This is a genomic window from Niallia sp. XMNu-256, from assembly GCF_036670015.1.
Taxonomy (GTDB): domain Bacteria; phylum Bacillota; class Bacilli; order Bacillales; family Cytobacillaceae; genus Bacillus_BD.
Genome location: NZ_CP137636.1, coordinates 1,062,103 through 1,077,128, shown reverse-complemented (window position 1 = coordinate 1,077,128; position 15,026 = coordinate 1,062,103). Strand labels below are relative to the sequence as shown.

At 37.0% G+C, this 15,026-nt stretch carries 19 protein-coding genes and 1 pseudogene; 6 read left to right on the top strand and 14 right to left on the bottom strand.

All coding sequences use genetic code 11. From position 1 onward, the window contains the following. Positions 1 to 40: 40 nt before the first annotated feature. The 7 genes from R4Z10_RS05460 to R4Z10_RS05430 form a co-directional block, all read right to left on the bottom strand. Positions 41 to 295: a stage VI sporulation protein F gene (locus tag R4Z10_RS05460; RefSeq protein WP_338472195.1), complete on the bottom strand. Its 255-nt coding sequence runs from the start codon at positions 293 to 295 to the stop codon at positions 41 to 43. A gap of 154 nt (positions 296 to 449) precedes the next feature. Further along, complete coding sequence (locus R4Z10_RS05455) at positions 450 to 581, bottom strand: YjcZ family sporulation protein (protein WP_338472194.1); 132 nt, start codon at positions 579 to 581, stop codon at positions 450 to 452. Positions 582 to 702: 121 nt separating this feature from the next. Then, a complete protein-coding gene (gene spoVAE / locus R4Z10_RS05450; RefSeq protein ID WP_338472193.1) occupies positions 703 to 1,059 on the bottom strand; it encodes a stage V sporulation protein AE in 357 nt (118 codons plus the stop codon). A gap of 29 nt (positions 1,060 to 1,088) precedes the next feature. After that, positions 1,089 to 2,099, bottom strand: coding sequence for a stage V sporulation protein AD (gene spoVAD, locus R4Z10_RS05445; RefSeq protein WP_338472192.1), 1,011 nt, complete (start codon positions 2,097 to 2,099; stop codon positions 1,089 to 1,091). Continuing rightward, on the bottom strand, positions 2,099 to 2,572 hold the full coding sequence (spoVAC, locus tag R4Z10_RS05440) for a stage V sporulation protein AC (protein WP_338472191.1): 474 nt from the start codon (positions 2,570 to 2,572) through the stop codon (positions 2,099 to 2,101). Before spoVAC ends, spoVAD begins: the two co-directional genes overlap by 1 nt. A 16-nt stretch (positions 2,573 to 2,588) precedes the next feature. Continuing rightward, positions 2,589 to 3,068 carry a sporulation protein gene (locus tag R4Z10_RS05435; RefSeq protein WP_338472190.1) on the bottom strand — a complete coding sequence of 160 codons (480 nt, stop codon included), beginning with the start codon at positions 3,066 to 3,068 and terminating at the stop codon, positions 2,589 to 2,591. 394 nt (positions 3,069 to 3,462) lie between these two features. After that, a complete protein-coding gene (locus tag R4Z10_RS05430; RefSeq protein ID WP_338472189.1) occupies positions 3,463 to 3,813 on the bottom strand; it encodes a DUF1360 domain-containing protein in 351 nt (116 codons plus the stop codon). Between the two features lie 156 nt (positions 3,814 to 3,969). On the opposite strand from R4Z10_RS05430, the gene R4Z10_RS05425 reads away from it, so the two are divergent. Then, on the top strand, positions 3,970 to 4,497 hold the full coding sequence (locus R4Z10_RS05425; RefSeq protein ID WP_338472188.1) for a CotY/CotZ family spore coat protein: 528 nt from the start codon (positions 3,970 to 3,972) through the stop codon (positions 4,495 to 4,497). 34 nt (positions 4,498 to 4,531) lie between these two features. On the opposite strand, the gene R4Z10_RS05420 is transcribed toward R4Z10_RS05425, so the two are convergent. The 3 genes and pseudogenes from R4Z10_RS05420 to R4Z10_RS05410 form a co-directional block, all read right to left on the bottom strand. Continuing rightward, a complete protein-coding gene (locus R4Z10_RS05420; RefSeq protein ID WP_338472187.1) occupies positions 4,532 to 5,251 on the bottom strand; it encodes a CotO family spore coat protein in 720 nt (239 codons plus the stop codon). A 121-nt stretch (positions 5,252 to 5,372) separates the two neighbouring features. Next, a complete protein-coding gene (fabI, locus tag R4Z10_RS05415) occupies positions 5,373 to 6,149 on the bottom strand; it encodes an enoyl-ACP reductase FabI (protein ID WP_338472186.1) in 777 nt (258 codons plus the stop codon). Positions 6,150 to 6,524: 375 nt separating this feature from the next. Then, positions 6,525 to 8,391, bottom strand: a pseudogene (locus tag R4Z10_RS05410) (monovalent cation:proton antiporter family protein). A 67-nt stretch (positions 8,392 to 8,458) separates the two neighbouring features. On the opposite strand from R4Z10_RS05410, the gene prpE reads away from it, so the two are divergent. After that, entirely contained in the window at positions 8,459 to 9,187 is a 729-nt protein-coding gene (gene prpE, locus R4Z10_RS05405; RefSeq protein WP_338472185.1) for a bis(5'-nucleosyl)-tetraphosphatase PrpE, read from the top strand. Positions 9,188 to 9,248: 61 nt separating this feature from the next. On the opposite strand, the gene R4Z10_RS05400 is transcribed toward prpE, so the two are convergent. From R4Z10_RS05400 to R4Z10_RS05385, 4 genes are read right to left on the bottom strand one after another with little or no spacing between them, the layout of a single operon-like run. Beyond that, entirely contained in the window at positions 9,249 to 10,139 is an 891-nt protein-coding gene (locus tag R4Z10_RS05400) for an RluA family pseudouridine synthase (RefSeq protein ID WP_338472184.1), read from the bottom strand. A gap of 30 nt (positions 10,140 to 10,169) precedes the next feature. Then, positions 10,170 to 10,967: an NAD kinase gene (locus tag R4Z10_RS05395; RefSeq protein WP_338472183.1), complete on the bottom strand. Its 798-nt coding sequence runs from the start codon at positions 10,965 to 10,967 to the stop codon at positions 10,170 to 10,172. Positions 10,968 to 10,988: 21 nt separating this feature from the next. After that, positions 10,989 to 11,630 carry a GTP pyrophosphokinase family protein gene (locus R4Z10_RS05390; RefSeq protein WP_338472182.1) on the bottom strand — a complete coding sequence of 214 codons (642 nt, stop codon included), beginning with the start codon at positions 11,628 to 11,630 and terminating at the stop codon, positions 10,989 to 10,991. A gap of 12 nt (positions 11,631 to 11,642) precedes the next feature. Further along, entirely contained in the window at positions 11,643 to 12,014 is a 372-nt protein-coding gene (locus tag R4Z10_RS05385; RefSeq protein WP_338472181.1) for a hypothetical protein, read from the bottom strand. Positions 12,015 to 12,141: 127 nt separating this feature from the next. Here R4Z10_RS05385 and R4Z10_RS05380 point away from each other — a divergent pair, with 127 nt between their 5' ends. The 4 genes from R4Z10_RS05380 (at position 12,142) to R4Z10_RS05365 (ending at position 14,821) form a co-directional block, all read left to right on the top strand. Further along, the gene (locus tag R4Z10_RS05380) at positions 12,142 to 12,750 is read left to right on the top strand and encodes a CYTH domain-containing protein (protein WP_338472180.1); all 609 of its coding nucleotides are present in this window, start codon (positions 12,142 to 12,144) and stop codon (positions 12,748 to 12,750) included. Positions 12,751 to 12,753: 3 nt separating this feature from the next. Continuing rightward, on the top strand, positions 12,754 to 13,362 hold the full coding sequence (locus tag R4Z10_RS05375; protein ID WP_338472179.1) for a lytic transglycosylase domain-containing protein: 609 nt from the start codon (positions 12,754 to 12,756) through the stop codon (positions 13,360 to 13,362). A 176-nt stretch (positions 13,363 to 13,538) separates the two neighbouring features. Next, on the top strand, positions 13,539 to 13,946 hold the full coding sequence (locus R4Z10_RS05370) for a globin (RefSeq protein WP_338472178.1): 408 nt from the start codon (positions 13,539 to 13,541) through the stop codon (positions 13,944 to 13,946). After that, positions 13,943 to 14,821, top strand: a complete 879-nt coding sequence (locus tag R4Z10_RS05365; RefSeq protein ID WP_338472177.1) for a ClpXP adapter SpxH family protein — start codon at positions 13,943 to 13,945, stop codon at positions 14,819 to 14,821. Before R4Z10_RS05370 ends, R4Z10_RS05365 begins: the two co-directional genes overlap by 4 nt. Positions 14,822 to 15,026 lie beyond the last annotated feature (205 nt).

Genomic DNA, 15,026 nt, shown 5'->3' with positions numbered 1-15,026 from the left:
TTACCATTTAAAAAAGCTGTCAAATCTGACAGCTTTTTTCTTACTTCTTATTCATCATTTTCGAAATCGTATTAAAATCTAATTGTTTCCCATCTTTAACAATTGATTCAACAATTTTATTTTCCGTTTCTTTCGATACTGGTTTATTTGCTATTTTTGAAACACGTTGAATGACATGACGTACTGTTTTTTCATCCTTAAAATTAGCATTTTGTAATGAATTCGCTAACTCTAAAATCTCATTCATATTTACGCCTGTTTTCTTCTCAAGATTTTTAAAGAAATGATTATCCATTTATAGGCCTCCCTCTTCAGTCACAACTACCTTTCAGTTAGCTGTCTTAATCTCTTATATAGTATGAAAAGGCTGGGAATTGGTGAGGAAAAAATAAACGAAAAAAGCCGCCCCATATTGAGCGGCTTTCTATTTCAGGAGGGGAGATTAGAAATTAACAGAAGCTGCAACCAACGATGATTAATAAAATAAACAGTACGACGATCAACACAAAAGTGTTACCACCGCCATAGCCGCCGACATAACCGCCGCCGCCACCATAGCCGTATCCACCACAGAAGCCCATATTTTTTCACCTCACTTATTCCTTGAGTCATTATAGAATATGAACAAGATGTCAATTTGTGAGGCAGGCTTCTGAAGTTAGGCCTCTTCAATCTAAAAACAGGCATAAATAGGATATACAATCAGCCTTTCGGTTTAAAGATGAGTGCCCCTAGAAAACCAAAGACGATTGCTGCTGAGATTCCTGAACTTGTAATTTCAAACATTCCTGTCAATACACCAATAATTCCATGTTGCTCCGCTTCCTGCATGGCACCATGAACAAGGGAGTTTCCGAAACTCAAAATCGGAACAGTCGCTCCAGCTCCTGCAAAGTCAATAAGTGGCTCATACAACCCTAACCCATCAAGTAAGGCTCCGATAACCACTAATAGACTTAACGCATGACCTGGTGTTAATTTTGCCACATCAAATAACAACTGACCTACCACACATATAAGTCCACCAACGACAAAAGCCCAAAAAAACATCGATAACATTTTCTAAAACCCCTTTTCTAAACAAAATTCTAAATTTCGATTGAAACGGCATGAGCAATACAAGGTATACTATCCTTTTGTTGAACAGACAGCGGTGATAATAACGCACCTGTAGCCACAACTAAGATACGCTTATATACACCTTTCTTCATTTGATTTAATAAATGGCCATATACAACGGTAGCCGAGCAACCCGGTCCACTGGCACCAGCTTGAACAGGCTGATCGTCTTGATAAATCATCATGCCGCAATCTTGAAAACGTTCCTCATCTATCTGTAAGCCTTTATCTTCCAATAATTCGAGAGTGGCACTTCTTCCAACCTTCGCTAAGTCCCCCGTCACAATTAAATCATAGTAAGAGGGGTCACGTTCAAGGTCCTCGAAATGAGCAATTATTGTATCAGCAGCAGCTGGTGCCATCGCTCCTCCCATATTAAATGGATCATTTAAGCCCATATCGATCACTTTCCCAATGGTGGCAGATGTGGTATAAGGAAGATTGTCCTGATTTTCGTTGGCAGTGACAAGGGCAACGCCAGCCCCTGTGACCGACCATTGTGCAGTTGGTGGTTTTTGGCCTCCATATTCAGTTGGATAACGGAATTGTCTCTCAGAAGTTGCATTATGACTGGAAACACCTGTAATAATATTTTTTGCACCGTTATAATTAATCATAAAAGATGCCAAGGCAAGGCCTTCCATTGAGGTCGAACAAGCCCCAAAAATTCCTAAATAAGGAATTTGAGCCGTTCGTGCTGCAAAGCTTGATGGTGTCATTTGGTTAATTAAATCACCTGCTATAAGGAACTCAATATCCTCCTTTTGCAAGTTTCCCTTCTGCAACGCTATTTGAATGGCTTCCTCCATTAAAGTTCTTTGCGCTTTTTCATACGAATCCTGCCCCATCCATAAATCATGATGGAGGAGATCAAAGTCCGCAGCTAACTTCCCGTTTGCTTCAAAAGGTCCTCCTGTAACTCCTGTTGCAGCAATGACTGGTTGGTTCTCAAAAACCCATGATTGTTTTCCGATATGCATTAAATCACCCCCCACATGATGAGCAACGTTTTTATTAAAGCAACAACAAAAGCCGAAAACACCCCGAATACTATTACTGAACCGGCTAGCTTAAAGATATTCCCACCAACACCTAAAACAAATCCTTCGGTACGATGTTCAATCGCAGCTGAAACAACAGCATTACCAAATCCCGTAATCGGAACTGCACTTCCTGCACCCCCAAATTGTCCAATTCGGTCATAAACACCAAAACCTGTTAACAGCATGGAAATAAAGACAAGTGTTGCTGTTGTTGGATTCCCCGCTGTTTGTTCAGTGAAATTAAAATTATAAATATAAAAATAACTAATGGCCTGTCCGATGGCACAAATCGTTCCTCCAACTAAAAACGCTTTTATACAATTTTTAAAAACAGGCCGTTTAATTTCATGCTTTTGCTGGATTTGATCATATTTCTTTTGTTCAGGAGTTTTATTTTCTTGATTAGCCATGCTGCTTACCCCTTTCCTAAGTCAACTCGTTCTTTAATTTAATGATTTCATCCAATCTTTTTTGTGCATCTTTTTTAGAAAAATGAGGGTCCTTCATTTTCTCCCCTAAGCGAACCGCTTCTAAAAAGATTTTATAGTCACTCGAAACAACAAAGTTCTCATCGGGATATTTTTTCTCAAGCATCTCTGTTATTTCTTTTTCAATCTTATTCATCCGAAACCTTTGAAGGTGCTTTACCTTGTAGACGACAAGGTCTTCGTTTTCCCCTTTAATAACTGCTACATCATAAATATACTCTCTCTTCTTTTCTACATCTTTTTTAATTTCTTCTGCTGTTACATGATTCTTTCCAGAGACAATATTTGTTGGCGTTGGATTCGTTGTCTGCATTAAGGTCATATAATCTTGATTTCCTTGAACCTCATTTTTATTACAACCAGTAACAATCCCTAAGTACAGAAAAATCATCATAATGGCTTTCGTTAATTTCTTCATAGTCTACCCTTCCTATGTAAAGTTACGTAATTTGTACAACGTTTATTTTCTGCTTTTAATAGTAATTTATGAATGATTTCCTAAAAGTTATTATTTTCCACTGTAAATCGACAAACAAAAAAGCGTAGCATCTCATTAAATCGATCCTACGCTTTTTTATAATATCCATGATATTTCATCCACTTATGCCTTTCTTTTTCCACATCCGCAGCCCTTTTTCTTCTTTGCCTTTTTTCGGTAATTCACTTGAGTTGGGGCAGAAGTTGCTGACTGTTTTTTAGGTTTATCTTGATTCATAATACCCCTCCATTTCATCAAAGTTATTGTATTATATGCTGTAATAGATAGCTTGTGTAAAACAAATGTCTAGAAATGGAGGTCAAAAAAAGGAAACTTATAACCAATTTTGAATAACAGTTTCAATAATAGCGGCCACAGCACTAATTGCTAAAATAATGATTACGGGTACAGCTATAGTTGGTAAACTCACATACAATCCGTACAAACCAAGCGATGACCATACTCCTGTACACCAATAACAGCTTAATAATTCCCCAAAAAATCCTTTGATCACGCCATCTTTTGGAATTAAATAAACAGTCTCTTCCCCATTTTCATCTTTTTCTTCTATTTCTTTTATAAATACATTTCTAATAAAAGCGGTAATTTTATCATAAACAAATAACCGGGTCAGCCGAAACGAGGCTAATCCTAACAAAAGTAATTCTAGAAAGGTAATATCCATCTCCGATCCACTCTCCTATTTACCTTGAAACTCCTTGTCAAAGTGTTGCTGTTATCCGCCTATTTTTCAAAAAAAAGGCGTTTGTCCGTTACCCATTTGCCCCATTTTCAATATGTTATTAGTGTAATATCACTAGAATTACAAGGAGGAAATAATATGGGTTGTGGAAAAAAAGATAAAGATGCTTTTTCTCATGATAATTGCATTTGTGACGTTGTTCGTGCGATTAAAGATATTCAAGATAATGCTGTTGAAGAGGATTGTGAATGTCCAAAAAGTTGCTTCCGTGAGCCACTTGGAACACTAGGGGCAACACAACCAGAAAATAATAGAAAAAACACAAGGGTTATTGTATTACAAACGGCAGATGGTTCCCCATTCCATGCATTCTTCAAAAGTAAAAACGATCCCGGCTTTGGTTTTTGTACTTCGATTTTCTTTAGAGTAGAAGAAGTATTCGATAACTGCTGTGCGACCCTTCGTGTACTGAGACCAATAGAGGGAACTGGAACAGCTAGTTGTGACTCAAACGATATGGTAGAGGATTGCTGCATTAACTTACAGGAAATTTGTGAAATGGAAATAAGAAGATTCGCTGCAACAGAAGATTGTGTAACAGTTGACCTTAGTTGCTTCTGTGCGGTTCAATGCCTCAAGGATGTATTCATTCCAAACGTTTGCTAATTGTGATAGAAAAGGCCAGCACAAGCTGGCCTTTTTATTTAAGACCGATCATTTTAATATTAATAAGATCACTTGTGTATAATTCAATTTTCTTATTATTAAACTGTTTTACTTCAATGAAGTCTTCCGCTGAGTGAAGTAAAAACCCTTTAATCGAACTGTTTTGCGTAATAAAGATACATGGAACAGGCGGTAATTGTTTTGGGAAATTAGACAAATAGTTCAATTTATCTGGTATTGCCATTTCCTTAAAGCTTTTCACTGGTTTAAAGGAATAAGATTTTTTTGTTCGCGGTAGCGAAGGTGATGGATCTTCCTCCACACTTTGAACTTGATGATATTGCTCAATGATTTCTCGAACTTCTTCAGCTTCTATCTTTTTTGAAACCTTTTTTTCGGGACTCTGTTTCTTTGTTTCTACCTTGATATTTCCTTCATCGTTATTCACTTCATTTCTCTCAATAAGTACCGGATCTTCTTTTTTTGAATCAAACTTTTTTGAAGCCCTTTTTTCAGGACTCTGTTTCTTTGTTTCTACCTTGATCTCGCCTTCATCATTATTTACTTCATTATTTTCAATAAGTACCGGTTCTTCTTTCGTTGAATCAAACCTTTCTTTCGCTTCACCATTCAATAAAGGTTTTTGTTTACCGGGTTTCGCCACAGTAAACGTTTCCTGCATATTCGCCTTCGGAAATTTAATTGCAGGCTGCATAATATATAAGAGCGGTTCTCGTGATTGATTTGTGGACATAAGAGTCTCCTCCTTATTAGGGCATCTCCCCATATATCTATGCAGCAATTGCAGAATTTGTTTCTAAAAAAATAAGAACCCTCTGCCTTTTATTTAGCAGTGGGTTCTTATTGTCAAATTCTTAACCTAATACATGATATCCAGAATCCACATGGATGAATTCACCTGTGATTCCTCTAGACATATCACTAAATAGGAAGACAGCTGTATCTCCAACTTCTTCTGGTGTTGTTGTTCTTCTTAACGGAGCTCGTTCTTCAATAACATTCAAAATAGAATTAAAATCGCTGATTCCTTTGGCAGATAAAGTTCGAATTGGTCCAGCGGAAATTGCGTTTACCCGAACCCCTTCTTTACCAAGATCTGCTGCTAAGTATTTAACACTTGCATCAAGAGACGCTTTTGCAACACCCATGACATTATAATTCGTCACGACGCGCTCACCGCCAAGATATGTGAGGGTTACAATGCTCCCGCCTTCAGCCATTAGCGGACGAGCTTCTTTCGCAACAGCTGTTAAAGAATAAGCACTAATATTATGTGCTAACAGGAAGCCTTCACGGGTTGTATTCATATACTCGCCTTCTAGCTCCTCCTTGTTCGCAAATGCGATACAATGGGCAATTCCATGAATGGTGCCCACTTTTTCTTTAATTTGAGCAAAGCATTTTGCTATATCTTCATCACTTGTTACATCACAAGGCAGAATTAGCGAGTCACTCGCTCCTTCTAAAGATTGAGCCAAATCAGTCACACTTTTTTCAAGACGCTCTCCCGCATATGTAAAAATAAGGCGTGCCCCTGAAGCATGCAAAGATCTAGCAATTCCCCAAGCAATACTTCGTTTATTTGCTACTCCCATTACGACAAATGTTTTGCCTGCTAGACTAATTGTCATTTATTTAACCTCCACTGTTACCACAAGTTATTAGTACCTAGTCTTAATTTTACTATAATCATATTAAAAAGAAAAGAAATGAACTCAATTATCAATAACACTAGCACCACAGAAAATCAAATTCGCCCCGTCGAATTTGCGCCCGGATTTTAATCACCTTCAAAACGCCAAATCCTGTGCCTTTCGCCGGACTAAGATGCCCTGATAAAATATCCTAAATTCCGAGGCATCCACCGGTGGCTTAACTTCATTCAGCTGTGGTTTAAACTCCTACTGAATCAAACAAACATTTTGCATTCAGCCCCCACTTATAAAAAGTCAAGGACTTCTTTACCTATCGCAAGCTATCGGTACAAAAACATTTACTGAATGAAGTTAAAGATAATAATTTCCATATTGAAGTTCCTGCGTTAATTCCTCTACATACTCTTTCGTTCCTGTAACAATTAAGGTGTCATGAAGTTGCAATTCGGTCTCACCATGTGGAACTATGGAATCATTTCCTCTGAAAATACGAACGAAAATCACATCGCCCGTAAAAGGAAATTCCCGTAACGTAACACCGTCATATTTACGATTGTATAATTGAATCTCATATAATGAGTTTTCAACGTTTGTCAGGATATTAAGGATATGTGGAGATTCTATCAACGCACGCAATAAAGTCTTTGTAGATAACAAGGTTGAAAAACCTTCAATTCCCAAACTTTTTAAAGCGATCTCTGTTTCCGGTCGTTCGACCCGGCAAATCACGCGTTCGACTCCCTGATCTTTTAATGCTTTTCCAAGGATCGCATTAATTTCCTCCTCACCTGTTGAAATTACCACAATTTCAGCCTCGTGAATCTTGGTATTATTGATAGACTCTATTGAAAAGTCAGGTATTTCGAAAATCTCAAATACTTTATCCGTTGATTGATTCTCTAATTTTTCTTGTTTTTTATGATAAATTGTTGGTTCATAAAGCCCCTTTTTTAATTCTTGATAAACGGGTAAAGTATACTGATTGGCCCCGATAATAGCAACCTCTATCTTTTTCATATGTTCGCCATCCAACGGAAACATTTTTTTAAAAACGATTGGTGTAAATACAGAAGTAATAACAGCAACTAAAATAAACATTCCACTCATTTCATTCGTAATGACCCCCATACTCTCACCGATCGTAGCTGCGGCAATTACAAGGGATAACGTAGATGTAAGTAAAAAACCCGGAAGCAATTACTGTTTTAGTATCATACCAGCGCTTTAAAAGATAAACCGGGATAAGCTTTGATAACAACAGTCCTATCAATAATAATGGGATCAACAGGAGTAATTTCGGTTCACTGAAAAGTGTCCAAATGTCTAAATTAACACCAATCATCACGAAAAAGATCGGAATGAAAAAGCCGTACCCAAAAGAATCAAGTTTATGAACTAATTCCTGATTTGGTGACAGTAAAGAAACAAGTACCCCTGCTAAAAAAGCTCCTAGTATATTTTCCGCTCCTACGGTTTCGGAAATCGCAACAAGAAAAATAATAAGTGTAAAAACGCCTCTAGTTCCAATTTGAATCGTACCCGTAGCCATTGAATCTAGATATGGAGTATTCTTATTATTGAATGAACGTAGCAATAAGTATAGAAGTACCCCTGCAGCAAATAAGATAAGTAGCAGCCATGTATTTCCACCCTCTTCATAAAGCGAAGCAAATACAGCTAACAAAATCATTGTTACTAAGTCAGCAATAACAGCAACTAATAAAATGATTTGTCCTATGGAAGTTTGCATAAGATGTGCTTCCTTTAAGGTCGGGACAACCACTCCAAGGGAGATTGTTGATATAATAATGGTCATCAAAAAGACATTATCGATAAACCCAGCTAAAACAAATAAATAAGATAATAGCAGCGATAGAATAAAAATTCCGATAGAAATAATCGTTGCCGTTAAAAATGTATTGGGCTCAAGTTTACCATTTGGCAGTTTTGCTCGTTTTTTCCCACCAGAAAACGCCTTAAAATCAATTTCCAGGCCACTTAAAAACATTAAAAAGATAAATCCAAGTGTAGAAAGTGTTTCAAGCCACATATCCGTTTTTACAAGATCAAAACCGCTTTTCCCAATAATTAAACCGATCAAAATTTCTGCAACGACAACTGGTATCATATTTAATTTCAATCTGTGTAAAATAAGAGGGGTTAAAAACGCAGCAAAAATAACAATTAATAAAGATGTAACTGATAAACCATGTTCCATTTTTTCCTCCTTTAAAAACTCGCAATTTAATAAAATATTTCTATTCAAAAAAAGGAGCTTATTATATATGAGTATTGATATTATTGGCGATATCCATGGCTGTTTTACAGAGTTACAGAAATTAACAACATTACTTGGCTACCAATGGCAAACCGGTATACCGATTCATCCCGGAGGTAGAAAGCTTGGATTTGTGGGAGACTTAACCGACCGTGGTCCCGAATCAATAAAAGTAATAGAAGTTGTCCATGAGTTAATTCAAATGGATTTAGCTTACTATGTGCCTGGCAACCACTGCAATAAATTATACCGTTTCTTTCTTGGCAATAAAGTCCAGATAAGCCATGGTCTAGAAACAACAGTTGCTGAATATGAAGCATTAAACAAAAAAGAACAACAGAAAATCCGTCGTTCTTTTATGAGATTATATGAAAATGCTCCTCTCTATGCAAGTCTTGACAACCATAAGCTTATTATTGCGCATGCCGGGATCAGTGAAGAATTGATCGGAAAACAAAACTCACGGGTAAAAACGTTTGTGCTTTATGGTGATATAACCGGTGAAAAGCACCCGGATGGCTCGCCTGTTAGAAGAGATTGGGCTTTAAATTACAAAGGTAAACCTTTCATCGTCTATGGACATACCCCTGTTAAAGAAGTGAGACAAGTTGGTAATACGTATAATATTGATACAGGGGCTGTGTTTGGCGGTAAACTTTCTTGTCTTCGTTACCCTGAATTTGAGATTGTATCCGTTCCATCGACCATGCCTTATATTGAAGAAAAATTCCGATAAATAACGTGATAACAATACGGATCTTATCATTATACATATAAAAATAAGATCCGTATTCTTGTTAGTTTAACGTTAATCTTTTCAGATCCTCAGGAAGTTCTCCTGTTAACACTAGCGTTTTTTCCAAAAGCGGATGGCGAAACTGTAGACGTTTGCAGTGCAAAGCCTGACGATCCATTAAATCAAGCTTGCCCCCATAAAGATCATCCCCTACTAACGGGTGTCCGATATGAGATAGATGCACACGAATTTGATGGGTTCTTCCTGTTTCTAATCTTAATTGTATCCAAGTGAAAGATGGCAGTTGTTGAAGTACCTGAAAATGGGTTAACGCATATTGACCATCATCCCGAACTTCCCTCTCAATAATACTGTCTTCCTTCCTGCCAATGGGTGCTTCTATCCTTCCGCTCTTCTGTTTGAGCTGACCTTCTACAAATGCTTCATAGGTTCTTTCAATGCCGCCATTCTTTTGCTGCTCGCTTAATAAATGATGGATATGGCGATGCTTGGCAACAAGTACCAAACCTGAAGTATTACGGTCCAACCTTGTTACAATGTGAGCGGTTGCTTGGAGGCCTAATCGATTAAAATAATGTATGAGACCATTTGCTAGGCTTCCAGTCGGATGCTCCCGAGAAGGAATCGTATTCATTTCGGATGGCTTATTCACAACAAGGAGATAGTCATCTTCATAGCGAATGTCTAAAGGTATATTTTCAGGATTTAACCCTACACTTGGTTGTTCCACCGGAAAGATAACCGTTAATACATCATTATGTTGTAAAAGATAACGAACGGTCACTTCTTGTTGGTTAACTGATATTTTTCCACCTTTGAACTTTATATCGGTTAATGCTGTTTTAGAGACATTCTGTTCTTTTAGAAACGTCTTAACATCTCTTCCAGCATCCTCCGAACAAACCGTCCATTGCAGTGTAAATCCCGCCATTCTAATTCCCTCTAACTACTTAAAATTTTCTTATTCATCTGAAATAAATGAATCATGTACCCTTTTCCAAAATGGAAATGGTCTAAATCTTGCAAAACGGATTTTCTTGTCTGATATCCGATATTGAATCGATTTCACATCTTTATGCAGCAAGGTTAAATGATCAATGGTGATATGAAAATCAGTTTGATTCACAGGCTTAAGCATGCAAGTATGGTGTCCAGGTAATACGAGCGGGGAACCTATGGTCCGGAATACTCGATTATTGATAGATGCCATTTCGGTCACTTGAAAGGCCGAAATGGACGGATGAATAATCGCACCACCAAGAGCTTTATTATAAGCTGTACTTCCAGAAGGTGTAGAGACACAGAGACCATCCCCCCGGAAACGCTCAAAGTGCTCTCCGCGTATTTCAACATCCATCACAAGTGTTGCTTCAATATTTTTGACAGTGGATTCATTTAAAGCTAAATACTTCGACTCACGCCCACCATTTTGGTAACGGATAATGACTTCCAGCAGCGGATATTCAATGACTTGAAAGGGTGTCTTGGCAATTGCTATGACCAGCTTTTCAATTTCTTCCGGCACCCAATCAGCATAAAACCCTAGATGACCTGTATGAATACCGACAAAAGCTGTTTTATCCAATCGGCTACTATAGCGATGGAACGCATAGAGTAATGTCCCATCTCCACCAACGGAGATGACAATATCTGGTTGATCCTCATCATAGATTAAGTCAAAATCAAGTAAATACATTTTAATACGATGCATTAATGTGTTTGAACTATCGTCACCTTTTGATTGGATCGCAAACTTCATATTTTTCTCACCCCTTCCACTCTATTTCCTATCCCCATTTTGCTGAGATTCTTTTTTACTGCTAAAAAAGGCTTGAGCCTCTTGAATTTCACCACGAATGATTGACATTTCCTCATCCAATTGATAAGCAGCCTCTGCTGCTCTTTTTAATCTCATTTGGATATCTTTAGGAAACTGTCCTTTATATTTATAGTTTAGTGAATGTTCAATAGTTGCCCAAAAATTCATTGCTAAAGTTCTAATTTGAATTTCAGCTAAGATTTTCTTTTCACCATTAATGGTTTGGATTGGATAACGGATGACAATATGATAAGACCGATAGCCACTTGACTTCTTATGAGAAATATAGTTTCTTTCCTCTACAATTTCAAGATCATTTCGTTTACGAATTAACTCGACCACTTTATTAATATCATCTACAAATTGACACATCATTCGAATACCAGCGATATCTTGCATCTCATCTTCAATTTTATGAAGAGGAATCCCTTTTTGCTTTGCTTTATCTAAGATGCTAGCAATCGGTTTTACTCGACCTGTTACAAACTCAATCGGAGAATAATTCGATTGCAATAAATATTGCCTGCGTATATCTTTTAGTTTTACTTTTAACTCATCTACTGCTTGTTTATATGGTGACAAAAATGTTTCCCAGTCTTCCATAGAACAACCACCTTACGCGAATACAGTTTCTACTTCAGTAACCATCTTTTCACCGTAATTGCTATTTCCTTTAATATTATCAATTAAATAAGATAATTCCTCTTGAAAATTAGTTAATAATAACCGCTCTTTCTTGTTTGATAAATAGACAGAACCGTTATTCTCTAAAATCGTTTTCAAATCCTTCCAATTGTTGGTTGGAAGGACGATATATGTATACCCTTCTTCGTTTTCCATTAAATAAACAAATGAAAGATTATCGGAATCAACAAGCATTTGACCGCTTGCTTTAAAATTTTCTATTGTTACTTGCTCCTCTACTTCCAACACGACTTCCTTTTCATTGATGATGGTACTTTCTTGGATGATTAATTTTTCACTCATGTTGATCTTCTCCTTTCGTTTCCATTGTTTATTTTATCATATGGTGACATCTTATACTAAGCATTGCTTTCAATAAAAATACAAGTTATTCTTAGGATAAAATGAAGGTAGGAAGGAATTATATGACATGTCTCAAACCATCGAAATTGAATTTAAAAACCTCCTAAATATAGAAGAATTCAATAAAATCAAGGAAAAGCTTCATTTTACTGAGGATCAGATTTTCACGCAAATGAATCATTATTTTGATACAAATGATTTTGCTTTAAAAAATAAAGGTTGTGCGCTTCGCATTCGCGAAAAGAAGACCCATTTTGAAATGACCCTTAAACAGCCCCACCCTGATGGTTTATTAGAAACCAATCAAAACTTAACGGCCCAAGAAGCTCAGGATTTTTTAAAAGGGGGTCTGATTAAAGATGGCGTTGTAAAGACGCAAATCACTCGATTAGGAATCGATGTTACTCGATTAATCTATTTTGGATCTCTCACAACTGAACGAGCCGAACTAACCTATCAAAACGGGTTACTTGTCTTGGATAAGAGCTCCTATTTAAATACCGTAGATTATGAAGTAGAATTTGAAGTGACGAATAGAAAACAAGGATTGTCAGTATTTAAATCTTTCCTGACAGAATTGCATATCCCTATTCGCCAAACTAAAAATAAGATTCAACGATTTTACGAGCAGCAACAACAGCTATTAGAAAACAAAGAGACGAATGAGGAGCATTGATTCATGAATGTGAGCCCATTAAAAATGTTACTAGAAATAGAAGCATTGCAAAATCTTAATCAGAAAAAACATAACCAACTACATTCGAATACGTTATTTACGGACTTACTGACTAGTGCAATCGATTCCGACCGTAAGCTATCTTCCACAAATCAACAACCAAATCTACCATTGCCAAAAGTCTTCCCATCAACGGGCCAGCTTCCCATTCAGTTATCCCATTCTATTCCTGGAGTAGGCAGTTACGATAAAATCATTGGGGAAGCTTCACAACGATACCAAGTACCAGCTAAGTTAATTCGGGCGGTCATTACACAAGAATCTAACTTTAATGCCAATGCAGTAAGTCCTGCTGGAGCTAGAGGTCTTATGCAGTTGATGCCTAGTACAGCAGCTGGACTAGGGGTTAGTAATATTTTTGACCCTTATGAAAATATTATGGCTGGAACGAAATATTTAAGTCAAATGCTTAACAAATATCATGGCAATACTGAGCTTGCGCTTGCTGCTTATAATGCTGGACCAGGGAATGTCGATAAATATGGAGGCATTCCTCCTTTTAAAGAAACACACAAATATGTACAAAAGGTGAAACAGCATCTTTCAGTCTAATATTAATAGCCCCTTTTTATCTGTTTTAACACAGTTTTTCATGTCCCCAAGCTCTTTCGTTTGTGATATAGAAATTTGCTTGTTAAAATATAAGAGAATTTACTAAAGAAATTGCTTAAGTTTATGACTATTAAACTTATAGAATTCTTTCTTATTAAACGTAAAGGGGTTTTTTTATGGTTGAGAATATCCCTACACCATTTGACCTGATTGGTAAGGAAACACTTCACGAACTCATAGATGACTTTTATCGTCGTGTTAGCATTCATCCAGATCTCGCTCCGATATTTCCAGAGGATTTAACAGAGACTGTACGTAAACAAAAACAATTTTTGACTCAGTTTTTAGGAGGCCCCCCACTATATTCGATGGAACATGGGCATCCGATGCTTAGGGCAAGACATTTGCCATTTGAAATTACAGAAACTCGAGCAAAAGCTTGGCTACAATGTATGAATGAAGCAATGGATGAAATTGGTTTAAGCGGCAGCTTTCGTGAGAATTTCTTTTCACGGCTCGTCCTAACCGCTCAACATATGATTAATACGGATGAAAATCAAAGCATGAAAGGTGAGAGAATGTGACAAATCTAGAAGCACTGGGAACAAATTACGCTTCCTATCCCTGTCACTGTAATGATAACAAGCCGTTAGAAATTTATATGTTCTTCGATCCACTTAGCGCTGAATGTTGGGCACTTGAACCCATTTTAAAGAAGCTCTCCATTGAATATGGAAAGTATTTTACTTTAAAGCATGTGATAAGTGGAAAAATCGCTACACTTAATCTGGATAGGAAACATAAGTTTGAAAGTATCGCAGAGTTATGGGATAAAACGGCATGCCGTTCAGGAATGTCTTGTGATGGTAGTCTATGGTTGGAAAATCCAATATCTTCACCCTATTTAGCTTCTATCGCCATTAAAGCTGCGGAACTTCAAGGTAGGAAGGCAGGGATTCGATTTCTTCGTAAACTACAAGAGATGCTATTTCTTGAAAAGCAAAACATCTCCACACTGGAAGTTTTACAAGTCTGTGCGAAAAGAAGCGGATTAGATGTCTCAGAGTTCCTTTCGGATATTCATTCGAATAGTGCGGCCAAGGCCTTTCAATGTGACCTAAAGGTGACTTCAGAAATGGAAGTAACCGAAATTCCAACATTGGTTTTCTTTAATCAAAACATTGAGGACGAAGGAATTAAAATTACAGGGTATTATCCTTATAATATTTATGAACAAATTATCACGGAAATGTTGGAGGATAAGCCAATTCGCACATCTCCACCCCCTTTAGAAACATTTCTAAAACATTATCATGTTGTTGCCTCTAAGGAAGTAGCTGTTGTTTATAATAAAACAATTCAAGAAGCAGAAAAGGATTTAAAAAAATTACAACTCAAGCAAATTGTTGAAAAGATTCCGGTTAAACATGGTGCATTTTGGAAGTATATCCAATCCTGATGTACCTTCAAGCTAAATTGAATAACGAAAAAGACCTTGCATATGCAAGGTCTTTTTCAATTAAATACGAACAAAGGGGATGGGAGAAATTTTTCACGGTCAAACAAAGGGGTATATGTTTGCTTGTGATCAACTTCACGCCCTTAATATATCACGTCAGATAGCTGAAAACAATGGCTTTGTACCTTATTTCACATTTTTGTCA

Coding starts and splice junctions, on each gene's coding strand:
- R4Z10_RS05380 (WP_338472180.1), top strand. CDS start 12,142: ATGTCTCAAACCATCGAAATTGAATTTAAAAACCTCCTAAATATAGAA.
- spoVAE (WP_338472193.1), bottom strand. CDS start 1,059: ATGTTATCGATGTTTTTTTGGGCTTTTGTCGTTGGTGGACTTATATGT.
- R4Z10_RS05420 (WP_338472187.1), bottom strand. CDS start 5,251: ATGTCCACAAATCAATCACGAGAACCGCTCTTATATATTATGCAGCCT.
- R4Z10_RS05395 (WP_338472183.1), bottom strand. CDS start 10,967: ATGAAGTTTGCGATCCAATCAAAAGGTGACGATAGTTCAAACACATTA.
- spoVAD (WP_338472192.1), bottom strand. CDS start 2,099: ATGCATATCGGAAAACAATCATGGGTTTTTGAGAACCAACCAGTCATT.
- R4Z10_RS05400 (WP_338472184.1), bottom strand. CDS start 10,139: ATGGCGGGATTTACACTGCAATGGACGGTTTGTTCGGAGGATGCTGGA.
- R4Z10_RS05455 (WP_338472194.1), bottom strand. CDS start 581: ATGGGCTTCTGTGGTGGATACGGCTATGGTGGCGGCGGCGGTTATGTC.
- R4Z10_RS05430 (WP_338472189.1), bottom strand. CDS start 3,813: ATGGATATTACCTTTCTAGAATTACTTTTGTTAGGATTAGCCTCGTTT.
- R4Z10_RS05435 (WP_338472190.1), bottom strand. CDS start 3,068: ATGAAGAAATTAACGAAAGCCATTATGATGATTTTTCTGTACTTAGGG.
- R4Z10_RS05390 (WP_338472182.1), bottom strand. CDS start 11,630: ATGGAAGACTGGGAAACATTTTTGTCACCATATAAACAAGCAGTAGAT.
- R4Z10_RS05460 (WP_338472195.1), bottom strand. CDS start 295: ATGGATAATCATTTCTTTAAAAATCTTGAGAAGAAAACAGGCGTAAAT.
- prpE (WP_338472185.1), top strand. CDS start 8,459: ATGAGTATTGATATTATTGGCGATATCCATGGCTGTTTTACAGAGTTA.
- R4Z10_RS05385 (WP_338472181.1), bottom strand. CDS start 12,014: ATGAGTGAAAAATTAATCATCCAAGAAAGTACCATCATCAATGAAAAG.
- R4Z10_RS05425 (WP_338472188.1), top strand. CDS start 3,970: ATGGGTTGTGGAAAAAAAGATAAAGATGCTTTTTCTCATGATAATTGC.
- R4Z10_RS05375 (WP_338472179.1), top strand. CDS start 12,754: ATGAATGTGAGCCCATTAAAAATGTTACTAGAAATAGAAGCATTGCAA.
- R4Z10_RS05370 (WP_338472178.1), top strand. CDS start 13,539: ATGGTTGAGAATATCCCTACACCATTTGACCTGATTGGTAAGGAAACA.
- spoVAC (WP_338472191.1), bottom strand. CDS start 2,572: ATGGCTAATCAAGAAAATAAAACTCCTGAACAAAAGAAATATGATCAA.
- fabI (WP_338472186.1), bottom strand. CDS start 6,149: ATGACAATTAGTCTAGCAGGCAAAACATTTGTCGTAATGGGAGTAGCA.